The sequence below is a fragment of the Stenotrophomonas sp. YJH_SMC_32 genome, from assembly GCF_059369975.1.
In genome coordinates, this window is sequence record NZ_JCAFTE010000001.1 from 394,346 (window position 1) to 420,233 (window position 25,888).

The window sequence follows — 25,888 nt, forward strand, 5'->3', positions numbered from 1 at the left end:
ATGCGACTTAATCCCCTCCGTCCCCTTTTTGCTTGGGGCGGTTGAAACCCAGCATTCACGCCATGTCATGGGAATGCAGGCGCCGCCCGCGTAAGATGGGCGCCCGCAACCCGGTGCCTGTGCCCTTCGCGCGCAACCGCAGTTCGCGTCAAGCACCTTATGTCTACTGCAACCTCCACGCCGCGCTTCAGCAAGGAAGTCGGCGCCACCGGTCTGCTCGCCCTGCCGCTCGTGCTGGGCCATGTGTCCACCGGTCTGATCTCCTTCGTCGACAACGTGATTGCCGGCCACCACGCTACGGCGACCCTTGCCGCAGTCACCATCGGTACGGCGCTGTTGTGGCTGCCGATGCTGATTCCGATCGGCACCCTGATCTCGCTCACCGCCTCGGTGTCGCAGCTGCATGGCGCCGGCCGCGAGCGCGAGATCGGCCCGCTGTTCCGCCAGGCACTGTGGCTGGCGCTGGGGCTGGGGCTGATCATGTTCACCTTCCTCACCGTGGTGCCGCCGCTGCTGCCGGCCTTCGGCATCGCGCCGGACATCGTGCCGGGGGCGACCGCGTTCCTGCATGCAGTGCGCTGGGGTGGCCCGGCGCTGACCCTGTACTTCTGCATGCGTTATCTCAGCGAGGGCATGCACTGGACGCTGCCGACCATGCTGCTCGGCTTCGGTGGCCTGCTGGTGCTGGCACCGATGGGCTACGTGCTGGCCAATGGCAAGCTCGGCTTCCCGGAGTTGGGGGCCGAGGGCCTGGGCATCGCTTCGGCGGTGATGATGTGGCTGCAGGCAACCGCATTCGCCCTGTATCTGTGGCGGACCAAGCGCTTCGCCCATCTGCAGCTGTTCTCGCACTTCGAGGGACCGCGCTGGAAGGCGATCTGGGAGCTGCTGCGCACCGGCCTGCCGATCGGCATCACCGTGTTGATGGAAGGTGGCCTGTTCATCGTCACCGCCTTGCTGATCGGCCGCCTGGGCGCCAATGAAGCGGCGGCACACCAGATCGCGATCAACGTCGCGCAGCTGTGCTTCATGATCCCGATGGGCGTGGCCGAGGCCACCACCGTGCGCGTCGGCCATGCGGTCGGCCGTGGTGACGGCTTCGGCGTGCGGCGTGCGGCGTGGGCCGGTTACGCGATCATCATGGGCACGCAGACGTTGTCAGCGGCGGTGCTGCTGTTCGGCCACGATGCCATCGTCGGTGTGTACACCAACGACCTGGCAGTGGCCGGCCTGGCCTCGACCCTGCTGCTGTACGCGGCCACCTTCCAGTTCCCGGACGGCATCCAGGTGCTGTCGGCGGGTGCGCTGCGCGGCCTCAAGGACACCCGCGTGCCGATGTTCATCGCCATGTTCGCGTACTGGGGCCTGGGCATGCCGCTCGGCGCCGGACTCGGCCTGGGGCTGGGCATGGGCCCGCAGGGCATGTGGATCGGCCTGATCGTCGGCCTGACCGCCGCTGCCATCCTGATGGGCTGGCGCCTGCGCCGCAGCAGCCAGCGCATCGGGCAGTCCGCGCTGTCCTGATCTTTCTGCCCGCCATGCCGACCCATGGCGGGCGATCCCCTGACTTGTGTCCGATGCCGCATCACGCGGCACCGGCTATGCTGGTACCACGGCAAGAAGCCATCCGGAGCGTTCCATGAATCAACCCGTGCCCCCGCTGCCCCCGGCGCGTCGCAACCCCGTCGCCAGTTTCTTCATCGGGCTGTGGGACGTCATGAACTTCACCCGCCGGTTGATTCTCAACCTGGTGTTCTTCGGCCTGCTGTTCCTGCTGCTGGTGATGTTCGTCATCGCCGCCGGCATGGGCGCCGGTGCCAGCAAGTCACTGCAGGACCGCACCACCCTGGTGATCGCGCCGGAGGGCCGCCTGGTCGAGCAGTTCAGTGCCGATCCGGTCAGCCGCGCACTGGCCAAGGCGGTGGGTGACAACGGTGCCGAAGAGATCCAGCTGCGCGATCTGCTGCGGGTGATCGAGTCGGCCAAGGACGACAAGAAGATCGAGCGCGTGGTGCTGGAGCTGGACAAGCTGCAGCCGTCCGGCTTCGCTTCGCTGCGCGAAGTGGCCGCCGCGCTGCAGGATCTGCGTGCCTCCGGCAAGCAGCTGGTGGCCTACAGCGAGAGCATGGGCCAGTCGCAGTACCTGCTGGCCGCGCAGGCCGACGAGGTCTACCTGGACCCGATGGGTTCGGTCGTGCTCGAAGGCCTCGGCCGCTACCGCCAGTACTTCCGCACCGGCCTGCAGGACAAGCTGGGCGTGGACGTGCACCTGTTCAAGGTGGGCGAGTACAAGTCCGCGGCCGAACCGTACGTGCTCGACGCCGCGTCGCCGGCCTCCAAGGAAGCCGACCTGTTCTGGATGAACGATGTGTGGCAGCGCTATCTGGGCGACATCGCCAAGGCGCGCCGCCTGGATCCGGCGCAGCTGGCTGCCGGCATCGACACGCTGCCGGAAGGCATCGCCGCCGCCGGTGGTGACCTGGCCAAGTTCGCCCTGCAGCAGAAGCTGGTGACCGCGCTGAAGACCCGGGAGGAATTCGAGGATCTGATGATCGAGCGCGGCGTGGCCGACGAAGATGCCGACGGTGGTTTCCGCAACGTCGACTTCGGCCGCTATCTGGCCCTGCTCGACGCCCGTCGCAACCCGGTGGACTCGCGTCCGCAGGTGGCCGTGGTGGTGGCTGCCGGCGAGATCAGCGGTGGCGACCTGCCGGCCGGCCGCATCGGCGGCGAGTCGACCTCAGCGCTGTTGCGCGCCGCGCGCGACGACGACAACGTGAAGGCCGTGGTGCTGCGCGTCGATTCGCCGGGCGGTGAGGTATTCGCCTCCGAGCAGATTCGCCGTGAAGTTGTGGCGCTGCAGGCTGCCGGCAAGCCGGTGGTGGTGTCGATGGGCGACCTGGCTGCCTCCGGTGGCTACTGGATCAGCATGAATGCCGATCGCATCTACGCCGATCCGTCGACCATCACCGGTTCGATCGGCATCTTCGGCATGGTGCCGAACTTCAGCCGCGCGCTGGACAAGATCGGCGTGCACACCGATGGTGTCGGCACCACCCGTTTCGCCGGTGCATTCGATGTCACCCGCCCGATGGATCCGGCCGTGGGCCAGGTCATCCAGTCGGTGATCAACAAGGGCTACGCCGACTTCACCGGCCGCGTCGCCGACGCCCGCAAGAAGCCGGTCGAGGCGGTGGACGAGGTGGCTCGCGGCCGCGTGTGGAGCGGTGCGCAGGCCAAGGAACGCGGCCTGGTCGATGCCTTCGGTGGCCTGAAGGATGCCGTGGCCGACGCTGCCAGCCGTGCCAAGCTGGGCAAGGCCGACGCTTATCGCGTGCGCTACATCGAGAAGGCGGCCACGCCGTTCGCACAGTTCGTCAGCGGTTTCGCCGGCAGCCGCGCCGGTGCCTGGATGCTGTCCGATTCGGGCATGGCGCGGATGATGCTGGCACGCACGATGCCGGAAGTGGACACGCAGCTGCGCTTTGTCGAGAACGCGGCCCGCGAAAAGGGCAACGGCGCACCGGTGAAGGCGCTGGCGTACTGCTTCTGCGGGTTCTGACGGAAGCCATCCACGCAGGGCGTGGAACTACTGGACAGCGAAACGCCCGGCCTTGGCCGGGCGTTCTCGTTCATGGGGTCTGATCCCTTGGCTTCGCAAAGGGCTCTGACCCCATAGGCCACTCGTCATCGCGCCGCGTCGGCCTCGGCCTTGCGCTCGCGTGCGGCGGCTTCATCCACGGCCTTCTGCGCGCCCTTGGCGCGGTCCAGCGGCTCCTGCATCGCATGCGACATCGCTTTGGGTACCGGTGGCTTCTCCGGGTTCGGCGTCGGCGGACGCTGGCAGGCCACCAGCTGCACGATGGCCAGCAGGGACAAGAACAGGATCAGGATGCGCATGGCGGTACTCCGCGGTGGGCGTTCGCGCAGTGTCGCATCTCCGGCAACGCCCTGCCGTGAGCGCGTATCCTTGCGGCATCGAAATGCAGTGGGCGCGGCCCCGGAGGACACATGACCCAGCAACGGTGGCGCCTGGACGGCCAGACGGCCCTGATCACCGGCGCCAGCGCCGGCATCGGCCTGGCCATCGCGCATGAACTGGCGGGGCTCGGCGCCGATCTGATGATCGTCGGCCGCGATATCGACATGCTGGAGACCGCGCGCGACGAACTGCTGGATGTGTATCCGCAGCACCAGGTGCATGCGCTGGCCGCGGACGTCTCCGATGACGAGGACCGCCGGCAGATCCTGGACTGGGTGGAAGACCACAGTGATGGCCTGCACATCCTGGTCAACAACGCTGGTGGCAACGTCACCAAGGCAGCCACGGAGTATTCCGAGGACGAGTGGCGCAAGATCTTCGAGACCAACCTGTTCTCGGCCTTCGAGCTGTCGCGCTACGCGCATCCGCTGTTGGCGCGGCATGCGTCGTCGTCCATCGTCAACGTCGGCAGCGTGTCCGGCCTGACCCACGTGCGCAGTGGCGTGGTCTATGGCATGACCAAGGCCGCGATGCACCAGATGACCCGCAACCTGGCCGTCGAGTGGGCCGAGGATGGCATCCGGGTCAACGCGGTGGCGCCCTGGTACATCCGCACGCGGCGCACGTCCGGTCCATTGTCGGACCCGGACTACTACGAGGAAGTGGTCAACCGCACGCCGATGCGCCGCATCGGTGAACCGGAGGAAGTGGCCGCAGCCGTGGGCTTCCTGTGCCTGCCGGCGGCCAGCTATGTCACCGGCGAATGCATCGCAGTGGATGGCGGTTTCCTGCGCTACGGGTTCTGATCTCTCAGCGGGTAGTGCCGGCCGCTGGCCGGCAACTGCAGACATCTGAAGATCCTGCGATTGCCGGCCGGCGGCCGGCACTACCGCATGGCAGTCACCCCGGTACCGGGCAGTTGCTGGCCTCCAGCACGCCCTGCAACCGTTCGCGTTCCCCGCGGGCCTTGTCGCGGTTCTCCGGCGAGGCGAACCGCTCGCGGCCACGTGCGTCGCGGAAGCGTTGCTGCCAGCTGCTGCAGCGCTGCGCTTCCGGCAGTTCCTCGCAGCGGTCGCGCACCACTTCGCAGCCTGCAGCGTTGACCGGTGTGGCGCCGCCCAGGCCCTGCACGGTCATCAGTTCGCAGCGGCCGGGGGCAGCCTCGTATTCGTGCAGGTAGCCACCGCCCTGGCTGTCGGTGCACTGGAAGATGGGCGGCAGCGGCGGCTTCGGCGGCGCATTGCTGTCCGGCGCGGCATCGGCCTGGCGTGGCAGCGATGCACTGTCGAGTATCAGATCGCCGCCTTCGCGTTCGACCATGCCGGCTTCCATGATCGTGCGTCCTTCGCCGGGGCGGCGGGGGCTGGGCGCGGAAGCCGGCGGCATACCCGCCGCCGCCGGTTCGGGTGGCGACGGCACAGGGGCCGGCGTGGGCGACGCACTGGCAGCGGCCGGAATCCGCACCACCTGCTGCTTGCTGCCGGCAGGGCAGGGCGTACGTTGCAGGGTGGGCACATCGCTGTTGCTGGAGGTGCAGCGGTAGATCACCCCGTCGTCGGCCACTGCGTTGCCGGCGAACAGGCCAAGGGCCAGCCAGATCAGGTTCTTCATGCGCACAGCGTACATGCCACGGCAGGTGCTGCGCTCAGCGGTCGCAGTCCCGCGACAGGCGTGCGTCGATGCCACGCTGTTCGTTGCTGATGGCAGTACGCTCGCTCTGCAGCGCACTGTTGTAGCGGCGGTCCAGTTCCCAGCGGCGGTCGCGCAGGCGCGCGCAGACTTCCTGCGGCGGCAGCGCATGGCAGCTGTCGCGGACCAGCACGCTGCCGGCCGGAACCTGCACACCGACACCCACCGCGGGCGGCCGGTAGCCGGTTCCTTCACCGATGGGGGTGCCGACCGGCGTGCCGAAGGCCGGGCGTGGGCCGGGATGGACCGGGCCGTGGTGCCCGTGCGGAAGCCAGACGCTGGTCCACAACGGTACCCAGCGCGGATTGCCCTCGTTGTTGTCGCTGGTATAGCGGCGACCGTCGTCGCTCACGCATTCGTACAACGGCTGTGGCGGCTGGATGTAGACGTGGCGGACTTCGAGATCGCGCATCACCGGAACCTCGTCGGGAGGCGCGGGCGTCGCATCGCTGCGCACCACCCGTGGCGTCGGGTCGCGCGGGCGCTGCAGGTCGCGCACTTCCTGCCGGCCGCTGCTGCAGGGCCTGTCCTGCAGGGCCACGGCGCCATTGCTGGCGACGCAGCGATAGACGCGCACGTCCTCTGCGGCCGGTGCGGTCCATGGCAGCAGCAGGCACAGGCCCAAGGCGGTGCGCAGCAGATTCATGGCGGCAGGGTGCGTGATTGTGCGTGGCAGTGCAATCGTCCGCTCAGGAGCGCAGCACGTTGCCGCTGAGCGCGTCGCGGATCGGGGTCGGTTGGGCCAGGCCACCGGTCTCGCCATCGAGCAGGCCATCGAGCAGGCGCAGCAGGCGCGGATCGAGCTCGGCACGGCTGCGGGCCGGTGGTTCACCGGCCAGGTTGGCGCTGGTGGAGACCAGCGGGCCACCCCAGGCGCGGCACAGGGCGGCGACCAGTGGGTGGGCGCTGATGCGTACGGCGATGCCGCTGTGTTCACCGGTGACCCACGGTTGGGCGCGCGGACCGGCCGGCAGGATCCAGGTGTTGGCGCCCGGCCAGCTGGCCAGCACCGCGCGCTGGCGGGCGTCGGGCAGCGCCTGCAGGCGGACCCAGCCCTCCAGCTGCGACAGTTCGGCGGCGACCAGGATCATGCCCTTCTCGATCGGGCGCTGTTTCAGCCGCAGCACCGCGTGCACCGCGGCTTCATGTGACGGATCGCAGCCCAGGCCCCAGACCGCTTCGGTCGGATAGGCGATCACGCCACCGGCGCGGAGCGTGGCGACAGCAGAGTTCAGGGTGAGTTCTTTCATGACGGCGACCGGCCCGGCGTGGGCCTCCATTATCCCCCCGCTGCGTGCAGAAGGGGTGGAACGCGCCCGCTCGGTAGTGCCGGCCGCTGGCCGGCATCCGAGGCTTCCAGGTGTTGCCGGCCAGCGGCCGGCACTACCCCTCATCCGCGCATGGCGTGGATCTACTTCTTTGCAGCGGTCTTCTTGACGGCCTTCTTCGCCGGTGCCTTCTTTGCGGCAGCTTTCTTCACCGCCTTCTTGGCCGGCGCTTTCTTGGCCGCGGCCTTCTTCGGCGCTGCTTCCTTCTTCACTGCAGCCTTCTTGGCCGGTGCCTTCTTCGCAGCGGCCTTCTTGGCGCCGAAGCCCTTGCGCACCGGCTTGCCGGTTTCTTCCATCAGCTGCTGCACTTCAGCCAGGGTCAGCGATGACGGCTCGCGATCCTTGGGGATCTTGCCGTTCATCCTGCCATCGCTGATGTACGGGCCGAAGCGGCCGTTCAGTACCTGGATGTCGCTGCCCTCGAACTCCTTGATGATCCGGTTGCGCGCGATCTCTTCCTTCTCTTCGATCAGGAATACGGCGCGGGCCAGGTCGATGGTGTACGGGTCGTCTTCCTTCTTCAGCGAGGCGTAGGTGCTGCCGCGCTTGGCGAACGGGCCGAAGCGGCCGATGCCGACGCTGACCGGCTCACCATTGTCCTCGCCCAGTGCGCGCGGCATCAGGAACAGTTCCAGCGCGTCTTCCAACGAGATGGTGTGCATCGACTGGCCGGGGCGCAATGAGGCGAACTTCGGCTTTTCCTCGGCGTCCTCGGCGGTGCTGCCGATGGCGGCATACGGCCCGAAGCGACCCAGCCGCACGCTGACCGGCTTGCCGGTCTTGGGGTCGGTGCCGAGCTCGCGCGCGCCACTGGCCTCGGCGCGGTCGACCGATTCCTTCTTGTCTTCGACCAGTTCCTTGAACGGCTCCCAGAAACGGGCCATCAGCGGGATCCATTCTTCCTCACCGCGCGAGACGGCATCGAGCTCGTCCTCAAGCCTGGCAGTGAAGTCGTAATCCACGTACTGGGTGAAGTGGCTGGACAGGAACTTGGACACCGCGCGGCCCACGTCGGACGGGCGGAAGCTGCGGCCTTCCATTTCCACATACTTGCGGAACAGCAGGGTCTGGATGATCGAGGCGTAGGTCGAGGGACGGCCGATGCCGTACTCTTCCAGCGCCTTCACCAGCGCCGCTTCGGTGTAGCGCGGCGGTGGCTGGGTGAAATGCTGTTCGGCCAGGATGCGTTCCAGCGGGATGCGGTCGCCCGGCTTCATCGCGGGCAGCTTGCGGCCCTCATCCTCGTCCTCGGCGCTCTTGTTGTCCTTGCCTTCCTCGTACACGGCCAGGAAGCCGGGCACGACCACGGTGGTGCCGCTGGCGCGGAACACGTGCTCGCTGCCGGCCGACAGGTCGACGCTTACCGTGTTGAGCGTGGCCGGGATCATCTGGCAGGCCACCGCACGCTTCCAGATCAGCTCGTACAGGCGCCGCTCGTCGTCGGTAAGGAACCGGGCGACCTGCGACGGGGTGCGCAGGGCCGAGGTCGGGCGTACGGCTTCGTGCGCTTCCTGGGCGTTCTTCGACTTGGTCTGGTAGGTGTTGGGCTGGTCCGGCAGCGAGGCGATGCCGTAGTCGCGGGCGATCACGTCGCGGATTTCCGCCAGCGCGTCCTGCGACAGGTTCACCGAGTCGGTACGCATGTACGAAATCAGGCCGACGGTGCCTTCGTCGCCGATGGCCACGCCTTCATACAGCTTCTGCGCCACCTGCATGGTCTTGCGGGTGGTGAAGCCGAGCTTGCGCGAGGCTTCCTGCTGCAGGGTGGAGGTGGTGAACGGCGGCGCCGGGCGGCGCTTGCGCTCCTTGCTGGCGACGTCGGTGACGTGCAGCGAGCCCTGCGCGGCCTGCTGGATGCGCATGCGCGCCGCTTCAGCGGTGTCGCCATCGGTGACGGTGAACTGCTCGAACTTCTGCCCGTCCAGTTTGACCAGCTTGGCATTGAAGTGCTGGGACGGGTGCGCGCACTCGGCAGCTATCGACCAGTACTCGCGGGCGATGAAGGCTTCGATCTCTTCCTCGCGCTCGACGATCATGCGCAGCGCCGGGCTCTGCACGCGGCCGGCAGACAGGCCGCGCTGCACCTTGCGCCACAGCACCGGCGACAGGTTGAAGCCGACCAGGTAGTCAAGTGCGCGGCGGGCCTGCTGGGCGTCGACGAGGTCGCTGGCGATCGCACGCGGCTGGCTGATCGCTTCCTTGATGGCGCGCGGGGTGATCTCGGTGAACACCACGCGCTGCATCGGCTTGTCCTTGACCAGCCCGCGTTCCTTCAGGATCTCGGCGATATGCCAGCTGATCGCTTCACCCTCGCGATCCGGGTCAGTTGCCAGCAGGATGTCGTCGGCGCCCTTGGCGGCCTTGGCGATCGCATCGACATGCTTTTCGTTCTTGTCGATCACGTCGTAGTGCATGGCGAACCCGTTGTCCGGGTCGACCGCGCCTTCCTTCGGAATCAGGTCACGCACATGCCCATACGAGGCCAGGACGGTGTAGTCCTTGCCGAGGTATTTGTTGATCGTCTTGGCCTTGGCCGGCGATTCGACGATGAGCAGGTGCTTGGGCATGGCAGCAGTGTCTGTGGGGCGAGCCGCAGGGAAGGGGCCGCTAGGGTGGAGCAAACGGCCGCATTAGTGAAGCGGCCACGGACAAATCAATACGCTGAACGCCCGGTAGTGTGCCGGGCGTTCAGGTTTCACCTTATTAGAGGAATCACGCCCGGCCAGCCCCTGTCAAGCAGCCAGACGTGAGGATGGCCGTTCATGAGGCCATCTTGGCGATGAAGCCGACCGCAGCCACCAGCAGCACCAGGCCCGCCACCGTCAGCAGGCCGGTCAGTACCAGGATCACGATGGTGACCGTACCCAGCTCATGGCGCTGCAGCTGCGGCTGGTCGGTGTAGGCCCAGCGGTCGACCACCAGGGTGTCGCAGATCATGTCGTGCAGGCCCTGCTTGCGCTCGGTGAAGGCGGCCATCAGGAAGCCGATGCCCAGGGTGAAGCTGCTCAGCAGCATGGCCCAGTAGCGACCGAAGGCGCGGCCACGGGTCAGGCGGTCACCATTGCTGCGCACGACCTTGATGCCGACCGCCATCTTGCCCAGCGTGGCGCCGCCCTGCGAGGAATGGAACCAGGTGTAGTAGGCCACGCCGATGGCCATGTTGATCAGCGCGCTGGCCAGCTGCGCGACGATTTCGATGGAGGTCTCGCCACTGCCCACCGCGCCCATGCTGGCGCCAAGCACCACGCCGATGATGGCGCCGATGATGCCGCCCGGCACGGCCAGCACGAAGTAGTCGATCATGTAGGCCGCGACGCGCTTCCAGAAGCCGGCGTAGACCACCTCGCCGCCGATCACCGGCCGCGCGCCACCGGCAGCGGCGGCGGCCGGTGCGTTGTAGGGTGAGCTGCTGAGCGCGCCCGTGCCAGGCAGCGGCGCAGTGCCGTTGTCGATGGCGGCGTAGTCGCTGCGCAGGTCGAAGCCGCCACTGGCAGTGGCGGTGCTGGCGTCGGCCAGCGTCTGCAGGCCCAGTTCATCGACCACCTGGCGCAGTGCAGACCACTGGGCCATGCCTTCGCGCCAGACCAGGGTGTCCAGGTTCAGTTCGCCGCGCTGGAAGCGCTGGCGGATCTCCTGGACCGACAGCGGGCCCTGGCGTTGCTGTCCTACGGCGTAGTACCACTCAGTCATTGCATGTTCCCTGTTGGATCGTCCTTGGAGGTGCTGCCGTGCGCGTGGCTCAGCCGCGGCACGACGTCGGCAGGTAGTTGTCGTCGCTTTCACCGCTGCATTCCCAGCGGCCGCTGTCCCGATCATATTCCAGCCACAGCAGGTCGCCATCGAGGCTCTTGCCGGGCACGGCCAGCGTTGCTTCGATGCCACAGTGACCGTTGTTGAAGCGGCCGATGTTCACCGCCGACAGGCCGGCCTGGGTGAAGTCACCCGGGGCCGGGAAACCGGCATCGTTGGCGCCGGGGCAGCGGCCTTCATCGTCGGCGAAGTGCTGCACCTGCTGTTTCAGCGGCTGCAGGGCATTGACCGCGGTCGCGATCCTGGCACGCACGGTGTAGTCGTTGTATGCGGGCAGGGCGATCGCCGCGAGGATGGCCATGATCGGTACCAGTACCAGCAGCAGGCCGCCGCCGATGATCGCGGTCAGGGCGCAACCGGAGAGCTTCTTCTTCGGCGGTGGCAGAACCCCGGCTGCCGCTTGGGTGGCATAGGGCGTGGACGGCGGCAGCACAGGCGGCTGCGGCGGAGGGGGGGCCACCGGTTCCGGTTCCGGCTCGGGTTGCTGGGCCGGCGCAGCAACGTCCAGCGCCGGCACGATCAGGCCCAGCTCGTCGACAACGGTGCGCAACGGCTGCCATTGCGGCAGGCCGTCGCGCCAGACCAGGGTGTCCAGGGAGATCTGGTTGTTTCGGAACAATTCGACCAACTGTTCCGCCGGCAGCGGGCCTTGCTGCCGGTTGCCTTCTGCATGGAACCACTCGCTCACGGGGACGCTCCTGAATGCGCTATGCCCCCAAGTGTACGGTCAGTGAAGGGGTTCTGGCTCGTCCATGAACATCTGCGTCTCCATCCAGGCATAGGCCGCTTCGGAGCCGGGCTGGTTGAACAGCACCATCAGCACGACCCATTTCAGGTCGTCCAGGTCCAGTTCGTCCTGGTCCAGGGCCATCGCCCGGTCCAGCACCAGCTCGCGCTGGTCGGCGTCGAGGATGCCGTGCTGTTCCAGGTACAGCAGGAAGCCGCGGCATTCCACATCCAGCTTGTCCAGCTCGGGGCCATGGTAGATGCGCACGGGGCCATCGACCCGCGCCTGGGCCACGCTCGGCCGCTGCGCGGCCAGGGCATCGAGCCAGTCGAACGCCTTGTTGATCTCGGTGGGGCTGAAACCGGCCTGGATCAGGCCGTTCTGCAGCGAATCGCGGTCACGGATCAGGTCCGCATCTTCGCTGAAATAGTGTTCAAACAGGTACAGCAGTACATCCAGGATGCTCTCTTTCATTGCCCCTCGGCCTGCGTCGCGCGACGCTGTGGAGGTGAAGAAACTAGGGAGTTCGACAGTAGCGGCCGTGTACGCACACCACGATTCCCGCCAGTTCCATGGCCAGCAGCATGGAGGACACCTGGGGCGCCGTCAATCCACAGCGCGTGATCAGTGAATCCATACCGCTTGGGTTGTGGTCCAGGGCTCGCCACAAGCACTGGTAGTCAGGGTCGTCGGCCCAGCGCGCCGGCAGGAGGGCCGGCAGTGCCTGTTCAGTGGGGGTGGACAGCCGCGATTGCAAGCCCGGCAGCTGCAGGCGAAGGGCAGGGGCGAGCAGTTCCAGAACCTCCTCGGGGCGCTCGACCAGCGCCGCGCCCTCGCGGATCAGGCGGTGGCAACCAGCCGCGCGCGGGTTGAGCACCGACCCGGGCAGGGCACAGACCTCGCGGCCTGCCTCGGCGGCCAGGCGCGCGGTGATCAGCGCGCCCGAACGCTGCGCGGCCTCGACCACCACGGTGGCCAGCGCCAGCCCGGCCACCAGCCGGTTGCGCGCGGGGAAGTGACCTGGGCGGGCCGCCGTACCCGGCAGGTACTCGCTGAGCACCACGCCCTCGGCGGCGATGCGCGCCTGCAGCTGGGCGTGGCTGTCCGGATAGGCGCGGTCAGGGCCCGTGCCGATCACCGCCACGGTGCAGCCACCGGCCTCGAGCGTGGCCTGGTGCGCAGCCGCATCGATGCCTGCGGCCAGGCCGCTGGTCACCGCCAGGCCCGCTTCGACGAAACAGCCGGCAAAACGCGCGGCCAGTGCGCGCCCGCCCGGGGTGGGGGAACGGCTGCCGACCAGCGCCACCGACGGGCGCCAGGCCAGGCTGGGGTCGCCGGCGACGAACAGCGCCAGCGGCGGGTTGGGCACCTCCAGCAACGAGGGTGGAAAGGCCGGATCGGTGCAGGGCAGCAGGTGATGATTGTCCTGTTCCAGCCAGCGCAGGGCGGCTGCACGCGCCCGGGCCTCGGGACGTTCCAGCGCGGCGCATTGCTCCGGCGTGCAGCCGTGCGCGCGCCAGTTCGCCGGGCCTTGCGCGATGGCGGCTTGCGCACCGCCCGCGGCCTGCAGCAGGGCCCGTCGTGGCGCCAGTGCGCCTCCCGCCATCAACAGGCGCAGCAGCGCCTCATATGCATGCGTGGTCATCCCCCACTATCGGCCGCACACAACAAAGGCGCCCTAGGGCGCCTTCGCACGTGATCGTCAGGTTTTCCCGCAGACGCCTGCCGGGCAGCGGTCGGCACGCCCGGCAACGGTTACTTCGCGTCCGGGTGCAGCGCGTTGTAACCGACCTGCACCGGCTTCACGCCCTGCATCACCAGCGCGTAGCTGACGTTGTCGAAGGTACGGAACACCATCGCGTGTGCGGCATACTCATCCGGCAGCGAGACCCGGCCCGCGCCGGTGCTGAGCGAGTCGTCCATGCGCGAGGAGTTCGGGTACTTCATGCGGTGCGCCACATGGCGGCCCGGGCGCCACAGCGAGAACACGGTGCCGTTGTCCACGCCCTGGGCACGGCCGGCCGAGATCGCGATCACGTCGCGCGGGCCACCGGCATTGAACATGTCGGTGACGGCCAGCACGCGCACGTCCACACCCTCGACACCGGCAGCGGGTACATGAGGGATGAACTGCAGGTCGTACGGCTTGGCTTCGACCGGTACCAGGCGGTCACCGGCGCGCACTTCGCGGCCGCCGTCGTTCTTGTCCAGCACCAGCGTGGAGGCCTCGACCTTGCCGCCGGCAATCTGGGTGATGGTGCCGGTAGCGACCTGGGCCAGCTCGTAGCCGAGCACGCCACGGCGGGCGTTGGGCGCGTTGTAGGCCTTCCACAGGTTGCCGCTGCCCGGGATCACGTCGCCATTGGCGGTCAGGTCTTCGGTCGGCTTGGGCTGGGCGTACCGCACGGTCGGGCGTACCACGGCCCAGCGCTGGCCCACCTGGGCATCGGCCAGGCGCACGTAGACGGTGTCACCGCCGGACACGCGCAGGCGGCTGTCCTCCAGGCCGACCACGTAGGGCAGCTGCTTGATGCTGTCGACAACGCTCAGCTGCTTCAGGAACGGCTCGACCTGGGCCAGCGGAATGGCGTCGATCGGGGCCTCCTGGCGCGGGCCGGCCTGGGACACGGTCACCCGGTCCAGGTAGGCAAGGCTCAGCACGTCACCTGGATAGATCAGGTGCGGGTTGGCGATCTGCGGATTGGCTTGCCAGATCTCCGGCCACAGCCAAGGCTTCTGCAGGAAACGTGCGGCGATATCCCACAACGTATCCCCTTTTCGGACCACATAGGTGTCCGGGTGCCCGCCATTCACTTCCACGGCGGTAGCATAGGCAGCCACGGTCAGCATCGCCGCGGCGACGACCGTACGAAAACGAAGCAACATAGGTGTGAAGCCCTGATTCCCCAACAGGTCCACGCACTATAGTCCAGAAACCGGGGCGCAAGGCAAGCGTTGGAGCTAGAATCTGCGACGTATGCCGGCGTGCCGGCCCCCTATCCGGAAACAGCCATGGCCCTTCTCCCCATTCTCGAGTTCCCCGATCCGCGCCTGCGTACCAAGGCTGCGTTGATCGACGCCGCCGAAGTCACCACGCCGGCCTTCCAGGAACTGATCGACAACATGTTCCAGACCATGTACGACGCCCCGGGCATCGGCCTGGCGGCCACCCAGGTGGACGTGCACAAGCGCTTCATGGTCATCGATGTCAGCGAAGAAAAGAATGAACCGCATGTGTTCATCAACCCGGAAATCGTCGCCAGGGACGGGGGCCGGGTGTACCAGGAGGGCTGCCTGTCGGTCCCGGGCATCTTCGCCGACGTCACCCGCGCCGACACCATCACCGTGAAGTACCTGGACCGCAACGGCCAGGAACAGCAGCTGGAGGCGGGTGAAGTACTGGCCACCTGCATCCAGCACGAGATGGACCACCTGGACGGCAAGCTGTTCATCGACTACCTGTCGCCGCTCAAGCGCGAGATGGTCCGCAAGAAGCTGGCCAAGCAGCGCAAGCACGTGGCGTGATCGCCCATCCGGGCCGCCCTTCGGGTGGCCCGTGCCTGCGCGACGCGCGCGGGCTGCACGGCGCCGGCCGACGGCGCCGTTTTCTTTCCTGCACGAATCCATCCTGCAAGTGGGGTAGCCATGAGGATTGTCTTTGCCGGTACGCCGGAATTCGCGGTGTCGTCGCTGCGCGCCGCGGCGCGCCACCACGAGGTCGTGGCCGTCTATACCCAGCCTGACCGGCCGGCCGGGCGTGGCCGTGGCCTGGCACCGTCGCCGGTCAAGCTCGAGGCCGTGGCCCGTGGCATTCCGGTCTACCAGCCCGAATCACTGAAGGACGAGGCTGCACAGCAGCAGCTGCGCGACCTGCAGCCGGACCTGATGGTGGTGGTGGCCTACGGCCTGATCCTGCCCAAGGCGGTACTGGCGATCCCGACCCACGGCTGCTGGAACGTGCATGCCTCGCTGCTGCCACGCTGGCGCGGTGCTGCGCCGATCCAGCGCGCGATCCAGGCCGGTGACGCAAAGACCGGTGTGTGCCTGATGCAGATGGAAGCGGGCCTGGATACCGGCCCGGTGCTGCTGCACCAGGAACTGCCGATCGCTGCCACCGATACCGGTGGCCAGCTGCATGACAAGCTGGCCGAGCTGGGTGCACAGGTCCTGTCCGACGGCCTGGGCCTGCTGCGGGCCGGCATCAAGCCGATCGCGCGGCCGCAGCCGGAGCAGGGCGTGACCTATGCGCACAAGCTGGACAAGGCCGAAGCCCGTCTGGACTGGGCGCAGGGCGCCGATGTGCTGGCGCGTACCGTGCGTGCCTTCAATCCGTGGCCGATCGCCGAAGCGACGCTGGCTGGCGAACGCGTGCGCATCCATGGCGCGGTGGCGCTGGATGAGGCCCACAGCCAAGCGCCGGGCACGGTGCTGGCGGCCAGCCGCGATGGCATCGACATCGCCTGTGGCCAGGGTGCACTGCGCTTGCGTACGCTGCAGCGCGAAGGCGGCAAGGCGATCACCGCCGCCGACTACCTCAACGCCCGCCGTGATCTGCGCGTGGGAGCATAAGCGGTGTCGAAGCAGAACGATTTCTCCGTGGCCAAGGCGGCGCCGGGCGCGGCCACGCGCATGCTGGCCGCGCGTGTGCTGGCACAGGTGTTCACCCGTGGCCGTTCATTGAAGGCCGAACTGGCCTGGGCGCTGCCGAAGCTGGCCGACAGCCGCGATCGTGCCTTGCTGGAAGCGCTGTGCTTTGCGGTGCTGCGTCGCCGCAGTACCTATGACGCTGCCTTGCAGTCGTGGATGCAGAAGCCGCTGTCGGCGCGCGACGCCGACCTGCGCACCCTGTTGATGGTGGGCTTCGCCCAGCTGGACGTGCTGGAACTGCCGGCGCATGCGGCGCTGTCGGCCACGGTCGATGCCGCGCGTGCGCTGGGCCGTGAGCGCCAGGCCGGCCTGGTCAATGCGATCCTGCGCCGCGCGCAACGCGAGGGTTTCCCGGAGCAGCCGGCGCGCGATGCCTTCCCGGAATGGCTGGCCGATGCGGTGGAACGCGATTGGCCGGTACAGGCCGACGCGATCTTCAGCGCCAGCCTGCAACCGGCACCGTTGTGGCTGCGTGCCAACCGCCAGCACGGCGGCCGTGACAAGGCACTGGCGGCACTGGCCGAGGCGGGCATTGCCGCCGAACCCAGCGCGCTCTGCGCCGATGCACTGCGCCTGGCGGCCCCCGTTGCGGTGAACCAGCTGCCGGGTTTTGCCGACGGTGCACTGTCGGTACAGGACCTGTCGGCGCAATGCGCAGCCGACGCGCTGGCGCCCGCGACCGGCGCCCGCGTGCTGGACGCCTGTGCGGCACCCGGTGGCAAGTCGGCGCACCTGCTGGAACGTGACCCCAGTCTGCGCCTGCTGGCGCTCGATATCGATGCGCGTCGACTCGCGCGCGCCCGCGATACCTACACCCGCACCGGTGTGGGTGAGGGCGCGCAGACCCGGGTGGCCGATGCCAGCGATCCCGGGGCCTGGTGGGATGGCACGCCGTTCGACGCCATCCTGCTGGATGCCCCGTGCTCGGCCACCGGCGTGATCCGCCGCCAGCCGGACGTGATGTTCCACCGCCGCGCCGAGGACATCGATGCGCTGGTCGGCGTGCAGGCCCGCCTGCTGGAGGCCTGCTGGTCGATGCTGCGCCCGGGAGGCGTGCTGCTGTACGCCACCTGTTCGATCCTGCGCGCCGAGAACGTCGATCAGGTGCGAGCCTTCCTGAAGTGGCATCCGGACGCAGCGGCACAGCCTCTGGATGACACATTCGGCCTCGATTGCGAGGGGATTGCGCGCCAGCGCCTGCCGGGTGACAACGATGCTGACGGTTTCTTTTACGCGCGTCTGCTAAAAACAGCCTGACCCCGCTGACGTTCCGAGTCCCATGCTGAAATCCCGCGCGTCGCGCGAGACGTGGTTGTTCGTGGTGATGGCCCTGCTGGTGCTGGGGGCCGGGCTGGGCCTTCGTGATCCGTGGCCGTCGGACGAACCGCGCTTCGCGCTGGTGGCCAAGCAGATGTTCGACAGCGGGCAGTGGCTGTTCCCGCATCGCGGCACCGAGCTGTACTCGGACAAGCCGCCGATGCTGATGTGGTGGCAGGCCACGCTGTACAGCCTGGTCGGGCAGTGGCGCGTGGCCTTCCTGCTGCCGTCGCTGCTGGCGGCCCTCGGCACGCTGTGGTGCGTGGTCGACCTGGGGCGACGCCTGTGGACGCGGCGGGTGGGGCTGTACGCCGGCTGGGCGCTGCTGTTCGCGCTGCAGTTCACCTTCCAGGCGAAGAAGGCGCAGATCGACCCACTGCTGCTGCTGTTCATCACCCTGGCCAACTACGGCCTGCTGCGCCACCTTTTGCTGGGACCAAGCTGGCGCTGGTGGTGGCTGGGCTGGTTCTTTGCTGGCATCGGCGTGATCACCAAGGGCGTGGGGATGCTGGCGCTGCTGATGCTCGTGCCTGCGGCCATCGCCGCGGCGTTGCAGTGGCCACGGGTGGGACTGCATGCGCGCGACGCGCGTTTCTGGCTGGCGCCGCTGGCCTTCCTGCTGGCGGTGTCGTTGTGGCTGGCGCCGATGCTGCTGGCCGGCTTTGCCACCGGCTCGGACGAGTACCTGGCCTACATGGACGACATCCTGTTCCAGCAGACGGCGCGGCGCTACGCCCATTCCTGGGACCATCACCAGCCCGCCTGGTACTTCCTGGCGACGATGCCGCTGATGTGGATCCCGGCGTTCCTGGCCCTGCCCTGGGCGATTCCGGCGTGGCGCCGCCGGCTGCGCCGCCGCGACCCGCGCTACCTGCTGCCGCTGGCCTGGTGGCTGGTGGTGGTGCTGTTCTTCTCGATTCCCGCCGGCAAGCGCGATGTGTACATCCTGCCGGCACTGCCGATGTTCTGCCTGGTGCTGGCGCCGCTGTTGCCTGGATTGCTGAGGCGGCGCGATGTGCAGGCCGTGGTGGGGGTGTTCACCGGCCTGCTGTCACTGGGCCTGGCCCTGGCCGGTGCGATGGCGGTGCTGGGCGAGCCGGCCTTCGAGCTGCGCCTGACCCACAGCCGCGGGCTGGCGCCCGGCGCCGTCGACGCACTGGCCTGGACGATCCTGGCGATGGGCGTGTGGGGCGGATTGAGCCTGCTGGCCTGCGGCCGTCGCCGGCATCTGGCGCTGGTGTCGACCCTGGCGATGGTCTGGGTGCTGTACAGCCTGGTCGGCTATCCGCTGCTGAACGATTCCAGTTCCGCCCGCGGCCTGATGCGCACGGTTGGTGACCGTCTGGGACCGGATGCCGAATTGGGGCTGGTGGCCTGGAAGGAGCAGCATCTGCTGTTGGCCGACCGCCCCGCAGCGACCTTCGGTTTCGAGACGGACTGGGACGAGCAGCTGATTGCGGCCACGGGCTGGCAGCGGCTGGCGCCCGGACGCCGCTGGTTGCTGGTGCACGAATACGCGATGCTGTCGTGCGTCGACCGCAACCGTTCTGAACTGGCCGGCGTGGCCAACCGGCGGCGCTGGTGGCTGGTGCCGGCAGCAGCGGTGAAGGTGCCCTGCGTGGTCACTGCAGAGGAGCGCGAACGTGAACGGCGTTTGCAGGAACATGACTAGCCACCACGATTCCGGCTTGTCCAGTCTGCCCAAGCGGGCCCAAAGGCAGTAAAACAGCAGGCTGGGACGGCCTCCGTTGGTCCTTCCCGTTCTTCCCGCAGATTGCAGTGATACTTCCCGACGTGCCAGCTTCATCGGACAACCTGAACCCCATGGCCGACGACCCGCTGGGCGTTCCCGCCGGTGGGCGCCATGGGGCCGCGCATGCGCTGGCCCAGCTGGGCCTGTTCTGCCTGCCGGCACTGGTGCTGACCGTGCCGATCAACCTGCTGCCGTATGGCCTGCTGCTGCTGCTCAGCACGCTGCTTGCGCCGGAGCTGCTGTGGCGCGCGCGCGGCATGGCCGGTCAGCCGGTGAAAGTGCTGGCCTGGCTGATGCTGGCGGTGCTGGCGCTCGGTGTACTGTCGGTGGTGTTGTTCGAGCAGGGCCTGCGTGACGTCGACAACCGCTCGCGATTCGTGGTGATCCCGTGGATCGCGCTCTGGGTCTGCGCGCTGCGTCCCAACCTGCGGTGGCTCTGGTACGGATCATTGACCGGCCTGCTCGCCACCTTCGCGATGTCGCTGTGGCAGGTGCTGGGTGGCGCCCCGCGCGCAGAGTTGTTCACCAACGCCATCGTGCTGGCCGACATCGTGATGGTGTTGATGGTGCTGCTGGTGTTCTGTCGCCCGTCGCGGCGCTGGTCGCTGGTGATCCTCGGCACGGCCGCCGGCTGCGGCACCATCGTGCTGACCGGCAGCCGCGGCGTGTTCGCCGCCCTGCTGGCGCTGCTGGTGGTGCTGGCACTGAGCCTGCGCTGGCGCACCGGTGCGGCGCGCCTGTCGGTGCTGGCCGGCATGCTGGCGATCGGCGCGACCCTGGTGCTGTCGGTGCCGGAGCTGCGTCACCAGGTGCGCCTGAGCGAGCTGCACAGTGACGTGCAGCGGATGGAACTGGGCGACAGTGATTCTTCCGCCGGTGCCCGCGTGGAACGCCTGCAGGTGGCTTGGGAGACCTTCCTCGATCACCCGCTGGTGGGTGTTGGCATCGGTCATTTCGACAGCGCGATGCTGCGCGTGCCGGCCTGCCGGGAGAATCCGGAAGAGTTGCGTTGCCACCTGGGGCATGCACACAACGATGTTGCCGAATGGGCAGCGACCCAGGGCGTACCGGGCCTGCTGCTGTTGCTGGCGGTGTATGGCATCCCGCTAGGGTTGTTCGTGCGGCTTCATCGCCGCAGCGGACGGTCGACCTTCCGGGGGCCGGCCGCAGCCGGCATCATGCTGGTGATCACCTATGCGCTGTGCGGCCTGACCCAGTCGATGTTCGCGCACCAGATGACGGCCAGTTTCTACGTGACCCTGGTCGGCCTGCTGACCGGCCTGTCGATCGTCGAAGGCGCGCGCCACCGGGCAGTCACCGGGGCGTGACGCATCGGCTTGCCGGGCAGGGCCCGGCGATCAGGGGTTCGGCGGGTCGGCCACGGCCTGGCCGTTGCCCAGCATCCACAGCATGATGGTCTTCTGGCGCACGTAGTTGGCGCGCACATAGGCGTAGACCAGGCCATGCCAGCCGTCGCGGAAGCCGCCACGGAACACGAAGCCGCGCCAGAACCGCCAGGCCGGTGCCAGCACCAGCTTGCCCAGCGTGGCCCGTTTACCGCGCGCGAACTCGTGCTCGGCCATCATCCGCGCGTACTTCTCGGTCTTGGCCAGCTGCTGCTGCAAGGAGCGGTAGGGATAGTGGACCAGGTCGCCGCGCAGGGTACCCACACTGCCATCGACGCTGGCGGCCTCGTGGATCTCGCGCTTGCCGCGCCAGCCGCCACGGCGGCGGTCGAACAGGCGCATCACCCGGTCCGGGTAGGCATTGCCATGGCGCAGGAACTTGCCGAAGTACTCCGACAGGCGTGCGAAGCGATAGCCGGCATGGCCAGCGAAGCCACCGTCGCGGGCCTGTTCGATGGCCGCACGCAGTTCCGGGCTGATCCGCTCATCGGCGTCCAGGCACAGCACCCAGTCGTGGCGGGCCTGCTCGACGCAGTACGCCTTCTGGCTGCGGAAGCCGTCAAACGGGCGCTGCAGCACGCGGGCGCCTGCGGCCTCGGCGATGGCCACGGTGGCATCGGTGGAGTAGGAGTCCACGACGACGATCTCATCGCAGAAGGCCAGTGAGGCCAGGCAGTCGCCGATGCGGCCGGCCTCGTTGAACGCGATAATGCAGGCCGAGATGCGAGGCCGTTCGATGGGAGCGGTCGTGGAGGACATGATGGCCGGGTACCTGTTGTTTGCGACGGAGCGCTATGCGCTGCCTATTCTCGCCCCGTTGGCGCAGGCCTTGCACGCCTCCGGGCAGGAGGTGGCAGCCTGGTTCGAGGGCGGCGCGGCCGGCAGCCAGCTGCCGGGAGTGCCCAACATCGGCCTCAAGCAGGCGCTGGCAATGCGGCCGCGGGCGGTGTTCAGCGCCGCCAACTGGGTGCCGACCTTCCTTTCGGGAGCCAAGGTGCAGCTGTTCCATGGCTTCAACGTGGAGAAGCGGGACAGTGCGCGCGGCCACTTCCGGGTGCGCGGCATGTTCGACCTGTACTGCACGCAGGGGCCGGCCACCACCGGGCCGTTCCGCGAGATCGCGGCCCTGCAGGGCCACTTCGCGGTGGCCGAGACCGGCTGGCCGAAGCTGGATCCGCTGTTCCGCGACGATGGTGGCGAGAGCGCCGCGCTGCGCGCCGCCGCTGGAGGACGCCCGGTGATCCTGTTCGGTTCGACCTTCACCGAACGCCTGAGCGCAGCCCCGCACCTGCATGCGCAGATTGCTGCCGACATCGCCGAGGGCAAGCGCTACTGGCTGCTGACCCTGCACCCGAAGTGCCCACCGGAATTGTTCGAACGCTACCGCGCGCTGGCCGGTGCCAATGCGCGCTTCATCGAGCCGGAGCAGGTGATGGCCGCACAGCGCGCCGCCGATGTGCTGGTGTCCGATACGTCCTCGATCGTTTCGGAGTTCATCGTCCAGCACAAGCCGGTGGTGACCTTCCGCAACCGGGTGCCCAAGCCGCACATGATCGACTTCGACGACCCGGTGCAGCTGCCGGCGATGCTGCAGCGCGCGCTGCATCCCGACGCCGCGCTGCAGGCGGAGATCGTGCGCTACGCCGATGCCATCCATCCGTACCGCGATGGCCTGTCCAGCGAGCGCGTGATTGCGGCCACCGAGGATTTCCTGTCCGGCGAGATGGGCGCGCTGCGGCGCAAGCCGTTCGGGAGCTGGGTGCGCGACCTGCAGATCCGCAAGGACCTGGGGTATTGGGGGCCGTCGCAGCGGTAAGCCGAGCGTGGGCTCGGCTCTACAGTAGATCCACGCCATGCGTGGATGCGCGACCCCAGGCCGCGGTAGTGCCGGCCAGCGGCCGGCACTACCTACCAGCGCAGCTTGCGCCGCGCCAGCGCGGCCGCCAGTTGATCCATCACCTGTTGCGCCTGCGCCTGCGGCAGGTAGTGCAGGATCAACGCCACATCACCATGCGCGCCGGCGGTATCCAGCTGCAGGCTGCTGGTGCCCAACAGCTTGTCCAGTGGCGAGCGCAGCTGGCGCAGGCCCTGCACCTTGTCCAGCTCGGCCCAGCGCCACCAGCGCTTCCACCAACCGCCGCGCACGGCAACATAGTGGTCATCCAGATACCAGCCCATGCGCGCCATCTGCAGATGTGCCACCAGCAGCGCCAGCGGCAACCAGGCCAGCACGATCAGGCCCCATGATCCCCAGCGCCAGTACGCGGCTGCGGCCAGCACGGGGACCAGCAGCAGCGCACCCAGGCACAGCCGCCACCAGCCACGCTGCGGAATGGACTGCCACTGCGCCGGTGGCCACTGCAGTTGTGGCAGCAGGTGCTGCACCAACTGCTCGCAGCGCATTGCCGGGGCCAGCGGTGCCAGCTCGCGCAGGGCGCGGTCCTGGTCCCGCGAAGGGCCGCCGGCGGCGCTGTCGATGCGCAGCTGGCGCAGGCCGAACCAGCGATGCAGGGTGGTTTCGTGCAGCGTCCAGGCCTGGATGCGGCGACGCGCGACACTGCTGCGGGTTCGGCTGACCAGGCCAGCCGAGACGGTCAGCCGGCGATCCTGCTCGCTGAGAGTGAAGCCGTGATAGCGCAGCAGGGTCAGCACCACCGACAACGCCCGCAGCGCCAGCCAGCCCAGCAGCAGGGCTGCGGCCAGCAGCAGGAAGGCGCCGGCCACGCCGGGATGCAGGTGGCTTGCGTAGCCGAAGACCTCCCTGCCACCACGCTGGATGGCCGCGTCCATCACCGGCCGCGGCACGGTCTGGAACAGCACGCCGAAGGCGGCGATCGCCAGTGCCCATCCGCGGTTGGAGAGCAGGCCCATGCGCACCACGTCCCAGCTCGACAGGCGCAGCAGCACCTGTTCGGTGTCGGTCCCGGTGATCGAGGGCGTGGCGACGACGTCGGCGGGCTGCGGTGCCTGCCCACGCTGGCGCACCAGCCGTTCCAGCGCCAGCGCCTGGTCCAGCCTCAGTACCCGCATCTCGGCTTCCGGCCGCACGCCGCCGGCCGATTCCAGGCGCAGCTCGGCCACACCGAACAGCCGGTGCAGCGGGTTCTGCCGCACTTCCACGTTGTGGATGCGGGCGAACGGGATCTCGCGGCGGTTGCGCGCAAGCAGCCCGCTGCGCACGGTGATGGCATCGCTGCCGATGCGGTAGCGGTAGCTGAGGTACTGCAGCACCGAGACCAGCACCAGTGCCGCGATCGCCGACAGTGGAATCAACTGCGCCCACATCGGGTCGCGCTCGCCACGCTGGCCGAACACCAGCAGCGCGACCAGCGGCAGGAAGTAGTGGCGCAGCTGCAGCAGCAGTACGAACAGCCACGACCACGGGTGCAGGCGATGGTCCTCGCCACCGGCAGGCAGCGATGCGGGCAGGGGCGGCGGCAGGCTCACAGGGCGTCGGCGTCCTGGTCGAGCTGGTGCGAGAGGGTGTCGCGCAGGCGCTCGGCGTCGGCTTCATCCAGGCCGTTGACGGTGACCGCGCTCATGCGGGTACCGGCAGTGTGCACGATCAGCGTGGCCAGGCCGGCGCGGCGCTCCAACGGGCCCCGGCGCAGGTCCAGGTGTTGTACGCGCGATATGGGAATGCGGGTTTCCAGCTGCCACATCAGGTCGCGGCGCAGGCCCAGGCCCTGGTCATCCAGGCGCCAGCGGGTGCGGGTCAGTCGCCGGCGGCCGAGCCAGGCGCCGAAGAGGATGCCGATCAGCAGCCCCAGGGCGGCAGTCCCCAGGCCGCCGGGCAGATCGAAGAACCAGGCAGCTGCGGCCAGTGGCAGACCCGGCACGAACAGTCCGCCGAAGGCGCCTTCCAGTGCGGCCAGGCGGGCGGCACGTTGCGGTAGCGATTGCCAGGCTTCGGTGGTCGGGGCGATGGGGGCGACGTCGGTCACGCGGGCTCCGTCAGGTGGCAGGGCGAGCGGCGGCGGTGGCCGCACCGCGCAGACGGTAGCAGGTCGGCTGCGTTACTGGGCAGCCTGGATCAGCGCATCGACATCCAGCAGGTGGCCAGCACGATCGGCCTTGGTGCGCAGGTAGTGTTCGTTTTCCGCGGTGATCTCGCCGGTGACCGGAATGCAGTCCAGCACCTCGATGCCGGCATTGCGCAGGCGCTGTGCCTTGGTCGGGTTGTTGCTGAGCAGAGCCACGCGCGAGATGCCCAGGCCATGCAGCATCGCCACCGCACTGCCGTAGCGGCGTTCGTCGGCACCGAAGCCCAGCTGTGCATCGGCGTCGATGGTATCCAGGCCGTCGTGCTGGTAGCCATAGGCGCGCATCTTGGCGGCGATACCAGTGCCGCGGCCTTCCTGGTCCAGGTACAGCAGCACGCCGCCGCCCAGTTCCTTCAGCTTGCGCAGCCCGCGCCGCAGCTGGTCGCCGCAGTCGCACTTGAGCGAGCCGAACAGGTCGCCGGTCAGGCACGAGGAGTGCACGCGTACCGGTACCACCGACGACAGGTCCGGTTCGCCGACGATGATCGCGACCTGGTCGCGCTGGGCCACGCCGCCGCGGAACACCGCGAAGGTGGTCATGCCGACGTCGCGCAGCGGTACCGGCGAACGCGCCACCAGTTCGTAGTCGTGGGCCGCATGTGCTGCGCCTTCGGCCAGGTCGCACAGGGCCACCTCGGCGGCACCGTCGAAAGTGTGGTCATCCACGTCCAGGCGCACCGCGACCATCGCCGGCAGCAGCAGGCCCAGGCGGGCCAGCTCCACCGCGCCGGCATCGAAGGCGTCGCCGGCCGCCCAGCCGTCGGGCATGGGGCCGGGCTCGCGCAGGTAACCCAGCGAGGGCAGGGTATCGAAGGCAATGCCAGCCAGCGGCAGGCGCGCGCCTTCCGGTGCTTCCACGCCGAGCACGCGGGCGCGGGTCGCGGTCAGGAACAGGTAGTGGCGCTCGCGCGCGGCACCGGCGAACGTGGCAAAGCTGCTGGCAGTGGCGCTGTCCAGTGCAATCACCGCCAGGCGCTGGCCCTGGCCATCGTGGAGCAGTACCGGGCGACCGGCACGCAGTTCGGCCACCGCGCGTTCGCAGCGGATCGCGGCGGGATCGCCGAACAGGGGAGAGGCAGCAGGCATGGCAGGACCGGGGGAGGCGGACATCGCAGTCTCTATGGGGGCGACGGCGTCGTATTCAACGTGGTGCGGCCGCCGGTCGCAGGGGCCGGACGGGCCCGCG

23 protein-coding genes are annotated in these 25,888 nt (G+C 68.5%); 9 read left to right on the plus strand and 14 right to left on the minus strand.

The genetic code is table 11. The annotated features are described in order from the left end of the window. The first annotated feature begins 159 nt into the window (after positions 1-159). Both AC5P7S_RS01820 and sppA read left to right on the plus strand, forming a co-directional pair. Positions 160-1,524, plus strand: coding sequence for an MATE family efflux transporter (locus AC5P7S_RS01820; RefSeq protein WP_005419642.1), 1,365 nt, complete (start codon positions 160-162; stop codon positions 1,522-1,524). A 115-nt stretch (positions 1,525-1,639) separates the two neighbouring features. After that, complete coding sequence (gene sppA, locus AC5P7S_RS01825; protein ID WP_061478137.1) at positions 1,640-3,562, plus strand: signal peptide peptidase SppA; 1,923 nt, start codon at positions 1,640-1,642, stop codon at positions 3,560-3,562. A 125-nt stretch (positions 3,563-3,687) separates the two neighbouring features. Here the strand turns inward: sppA and AC5P7S_RS01830 are convergent, their stop codons facing one another. Next, positions 3,688-3,900: a hypothetical protein gene (locus AC5P7S_RS01830; RefSeq protein ID WP_005419638.1), complete on the minus strand. Its 213-nt coding sequence runs from the start codon at positions 3,898-3,900 to the stop codon at positions 3,688-3,690. A gap of 111 nt (positions 3,901-4,011) precedes the next feature. Between AC5P7S_RS01830 and AC5P7S_RS01835 the strand changes: the two genes are divergently transcribed. Beyond that, positions 4,012-4,788 (plus strand): SDR family oxidoreductase, encoded by a 777-nt coding sequence (locus AC5P7S_RS01835; protein ID WP_005419635.1) that lies wholly within the window; start codon positions 4,012-4,014, stop codon positions 4,786-4,788. Positions 4,789-4,882: 94 nt separating this feature from the next. Here the strand turns inward: AC5P7S_RS01835 and AC5P7S_RS01840 are convergent, their stop codons facing one another. The 9 genes from AC5P7S_RS01840 to AC5P7S_RS01880 form a co-directional block, all read right to left on the minus strand. Continuing rightward, positions 4,883-5,593: a hypothetical protein gene (locus tag AC5P7S_RS01840; RefSeq protein WP_095378209.1), complete on the minus strand. Its 711-nt coding sequence runs from the start codon at positions 5,591-5,593 to the stop codon at positions 4,883-4,885. Between the two features lie 34 nt (positions 5,594-5,627). After that, positions 5,628-6,317 (minus strand): hypothetical protein, encoded by a 690-nt coding sequence (locus tag AC5P7S_RS01845; protein WP_095378169.1) that lies wholly within the window; start codon positions 6,315-6,317, stop codon positions 5,628-5,630. A 43-nt stretch (positions 6,318-6,360) separates the two neighbouring features. Then, positions 6,361-6,951, minus strand: a complete 591-nt coding sequence (gene tsaC, locus AC5P7S_RS01850) for an L-threonylcarbamoyladenylate synthase type 1 TsaC (RefSeq protein WP_081275815.1) — start codon at positions 6,949-6,951, stop codon at positions 6,361-6,363. 131 nt (positions 6,952-7,082) lie between these two features. Then, complete coding sequence (locus AC5P7S_RS01855; RefSeq protein WP_005419627.1) at positions 7,083-9,566, minus strand: DNA topoisomerase I; 2,484 nt, start codon at positions 9,564-9,566, stop codon at positions 7,083-7,085. 193 nt (positions 9,567-9,759) lie between these two features. Beyond that, positions 9,760-10,689 (minus strand): RDD family protein, encoded by a 930-nt coding sequence (locus tag AC5P7S_RS01860; RefSeq protein WP_095378168.1) that lies wholly within the window; start codon positions 10,687-10,689, stop codon positions 9,760-9,762. A gap of 49 nt (positions 10,690-10,738) precedes the next feature. After that, entirely contained in the window at positions 10,739-11,497 is a 759-nt protein-coding gene (locus AC5P7S_RS01865; RefSeq protein ID WP_095378167.1) for a pilin, read from the minus strand. 39 nt (positions 11,498-11,536) lie between these two features. Next, a complete protein-coding gene (locus AC5P7S_RS01870; protein ID WP_005419622.1) occupies positions 11,537-12,010 on the minus strand; it encodes a DUF494 family protein in 474 nt (157 codons plus the stop codon). Positions 12,011-12,053: 43 nt separating this feature from the next. After that, positions 12,054-13,181 (minus strand): DNA-processing protein DprA, encoded by a 1,128-nt coding sequence (gene dprA / locus AC5P7S_RS01875; protein ID WP_095378166.1) that lies wholly within the window; start codon positions 13,179-13,181, stop codon positions 12,054-12,056. A gap of 110 nt (positions 13,182-13,291) precedes the next feature. Continuing rightward, entirely contained in the window at positions 13,292-14,422 is a 1,131-nt protein-coding gene (locus tag AC5P7S_RS01880; protein WP_095378165.1) for a LysM peptidoglycan-binding domain-containing protein, read from the minus strand. Between the two features lie 126 nt (positions 14,423-14,548). On the opposite strand from AC5P7S_RS01880, the gene def reads away from it, so the two are divergent. The 5 genes from def to AC5P7S_RS01905 all read left to right on the plus strand — a co-directional run bounded on the left by def (position 14,549) and on the right by AC5P7S_RS01905 (position 20,581). After that, positions 14,549-15,061: a peptide deformylase gene (gene def / locus AC5P7S_RS01885; protein ID WP_005419619.1), complete on the plus strand. Its 513-nt coding sequence runs from the start codon at positions 14,549-14,551 to the stop codon at positions 15,059-15,061. A gap of 120 nt (positions 15,062-15,181) precedes the next feature. Beyond that, positions 15,182-16,105, plus strand: coding sequence for a methionyl-tRNA formyltransferase (gene fmt / locus AC5P7S_RS01890; RefSeq protein WP_005419618.1), 924 nt, complete (start codon positions 15,182-15,184; stop codon positions 16,103-16,105). 3 nt (positions 16,106-16,108) lie between these two features. Further along, complete coding sequence (rsmB, locus tag AC5P7S_RS01895; RefSeq protein WP_053496983.1) at positions 16,109-17,440, plus strand: 16S rRNA (cytosine(967)-C(5))-methyltransferase RsmB; 1,332 nt, start codon at positions 16,109-16,111, stop codon at positions 17,438-17,440. Between the two features lie 22 nt (positions 17,441-17,462). After that, positions 17,463-19,172: an ArnT family glycosyltransferase gene (locus AC5P7S_RS01900; RefSeq protein ID WP_095378164.1), complete on the plus strand. Its 1,710-nt coding sequence runs from the start codon at positions 17,463-17,465 to the stop codon at positions 19,170-19,172. A 152-nt stretch (positions 19,173-19,324) separates the two neighbouring features. Further along, positions 19,325-20,581: an O-antigen ligase family protein gene (locus AC5P7S_RS01905; protein WP_095378163.1), complete on the plus strand. Its 1,257-nt coding sequence runs from the start codon at positions 19,325-19,327 to the stop codon at positions 20,579-20,581. Between the two features lie 30 nt (positions 20,582-20,611). On the opposite strand, the gene AC5P7S_RS01910 is transcribed toward AC5P7S_RS01905, so the two are convergent. Then, on the minus strand, positions 20,612-21,418 hold the full coding sequence (locus AC5P7S_RS01910; RefSeq protein WP_065178794.1) for a glycosyltransferase family 2 protein: 807 nt from the start codon (positions 21,416-21,418) through the stop codon (positions 20,612-20,614). Here AC5P7S_RS01910 and AC5P7S_RS01915 point away from each other — a divergent pair. Beyond that, complete coding sequence (locus AC5P7S_RS01915) at positions 21,417-22,475, plus strand: CDP-glycerol glycerophosphotransferase family protein (RefSeq protein ID WP_095378162.1); 1,059 nt, start codon at positions 21,417-21,419, stop codon at positions 22,473-22,475. The two genes, AC5P7S_RS01910 and AC5P7S_RS01915, sit on opposite strands and share 2 nt — an antisense overlap. Positions 22,476-22,567: 92 nt before the next feature. Here the strand turns inward: AC5P7S_RS01915 and AC5P7S_RS01920 are convergent, their stop codons facing one another. The 3 genes from AC5P7S_RS01920 to ribA all read right to left on the minus strand — a co-directional run bounded on the left by AC5P7S_RS01920 (position 22,568) and on the right by ribA (position 25,812). Beyond that, the gene (locus tag AC5P7S_RS01920) at positions 22,568-24,106 is read right to left on the minus strand and encodes a PH domain-containing protein (protein ID WP_095378161.1); all 1,539 of its coding nucleotides are present in this window, start codon (positions 24,104-24,106) and stop codon (positions 22,568-22,570) included. After that, positions 24,103-24,603 (minus strand): PH domain-containing protein, encoded by a 501-nt coding sequence (locus tag AC5P7S_RS01925; RefSeq protein ID WP_095378160.1) that lies wholly within the window; start codon positions 24,601-24,603, stop codon positions 24,103-24,105. The genes AC5P7S_RS01920 and AC5P7S_RS01925 overlap by 4 nt, the downstream gene beginning before the upstream one ends. A gap of 72 nt (positions 24,604-24,675) precedes the next feature. Beyond that, positions 24,676-25,812, minus strand: coding sequence for a GTP cyclohydrolase II RibA (gene ribA, locus AC5P7S_RS01930; RefSeq protein WP_095378159.1), 1,137 nt, complete (start codon positions 25,810-25,812; stop codon positions 24,676-24,678). Positions 25,813-25,888: the final 76 nt, after the last annotated feature.

Bases quoted from the DNA above. Each gene is read 5' to 3' on its own strand.
- dprA (WP_095378166.1), bottom strand. From the start codon at position 13,181: ATGACCACGCATGCATATGAGGCGCTGCTGCGCCTGTTGATGGCGGGA.
- AC5P7S_RS01835 (WP_005419635.1), top strand. From the start codon at position 4,012: ATGACCCAGCAACGGTGGCGCCTGGACGGCCAGACGGCCCTGATCACC.
- AC5P7S_RS01870 (WP_005419622.1), bottom strand. From the start codon at position 12,010: ATGAAAGAGAGCATCCTGGATGTACTGCTGTACCTGTTTGAACACTAT.
- AC5P7S_RS01840 (WP_095378209.1), bottom strand. From the start codon at position 5,593: ATGAAGAACCTGATCTGGCTGGCCCTTGGCCTGTTCGCCGGCAACGCA.
- AC5P7S_RS01915 (WP_095378162.1), top strand. From the start codon at position 21,417: ATGATGGCCGGGTACCTGTTGTTTGCGACGGAGCGCTATGCGCTGCCT.
- AC5P7S_RS01845 (WP_095378169.1), bottom strand. From the start codon at position 6,317: ATGAATCTGCTGCGCACCGCCTTGGGCCTGTGCCTGCTGCTGCCATGG.
- AC5P7S_RS01830 (WP_005419638.1), bottom strand. From the start codon at position 3,900: ATGCGCATCCTGATCCTGTTCTTGTCCCTGCTGGCCATCGTGCAGCTG.
- fmt (WP_005419618.1), top strand. From the start codon at position 15,182: ATGAGGATTGTCTTTGCCGGTACGCCGGAATTCGCGGTGTCGTCGCTG.
- AC5P7S_RS01900 (WP_095378164.1), top strand. From the start codon at position 17,463: ATGCTGAAATCCCGCGCGTCGCGCGAGACGTGGTTGTTCGTGGTGATG.
- tsaC (WP_081275815.1), bottom strand. From the start codon at position 6,951: ATGGAGGCCCACGCCGGGCCGGTCGCCGTCATGAAAGAACTCACCCTG.
- AC5P7S_RS01860 (WP_095378168.1), bottom strand. From the start codon at position 10,689: ATGACTGAGTGGTACTACGCCGTAGGACAGCAACGCCAGGGCCCGCTG.
- AC5P7S_RS01910 (WP_065178794.1), bottom strand. From the start codon at position 21,418: ATGTCCTCCACGACCGCTCCCATCGAACGGCCTCGCATCTCGGCCTGC.
- ribA (WP_095378159.1), bottom strand. From the start codon at position 25,812: ATGTCCGCCTCCCCCGGTCCTGCCATGCCTGCTGCCTCTCCCCTGTTC.
- def (WP_005419619.1), top strand. From the start codon at position 14,549: ATGGCCCTTCTCCCCATTCTCGAGTTCCCCGATCCGCGCCTGCGTACC.
- AC5P7S_RS01880 (WP_095378165.1), bottom strand. From the start codon at position 14,422: ATGTTGCTTCGTTTTCGTACGGTCGTCGCCGCGGCGATGCTGACCGTG.
- AC5P7S_RS01855 (WP_005419627.1), bottom strand. From the start codon at position 9,566: ATGCCCAAGCACCTGCTCATCGTCGAATCGCCGGCCAAGGCCAAGACG.
- AC5P7S_RS01905 (WP_095378163.1), top strand. From the start codon at position 19,325: ATGGCCGACGACCCGCTGGGCGTTCCCGCCGGTGGGCGCCATGGGGCC.
- sppA (WP_061478137.1), top strand. From the start codon at position 1,640: ATGAATCAACCCGTGCCCCCGCTGCCCCCGGCGCGTCGCAACCCCGTC.
- AC5P7S_RS01820 (WP_005419642.1), top strand. From the start codon at position 160: ATGTCTACTGCAACCTCCACGCCGCGCTTCAGCAAGGAAGTCGGCGCC.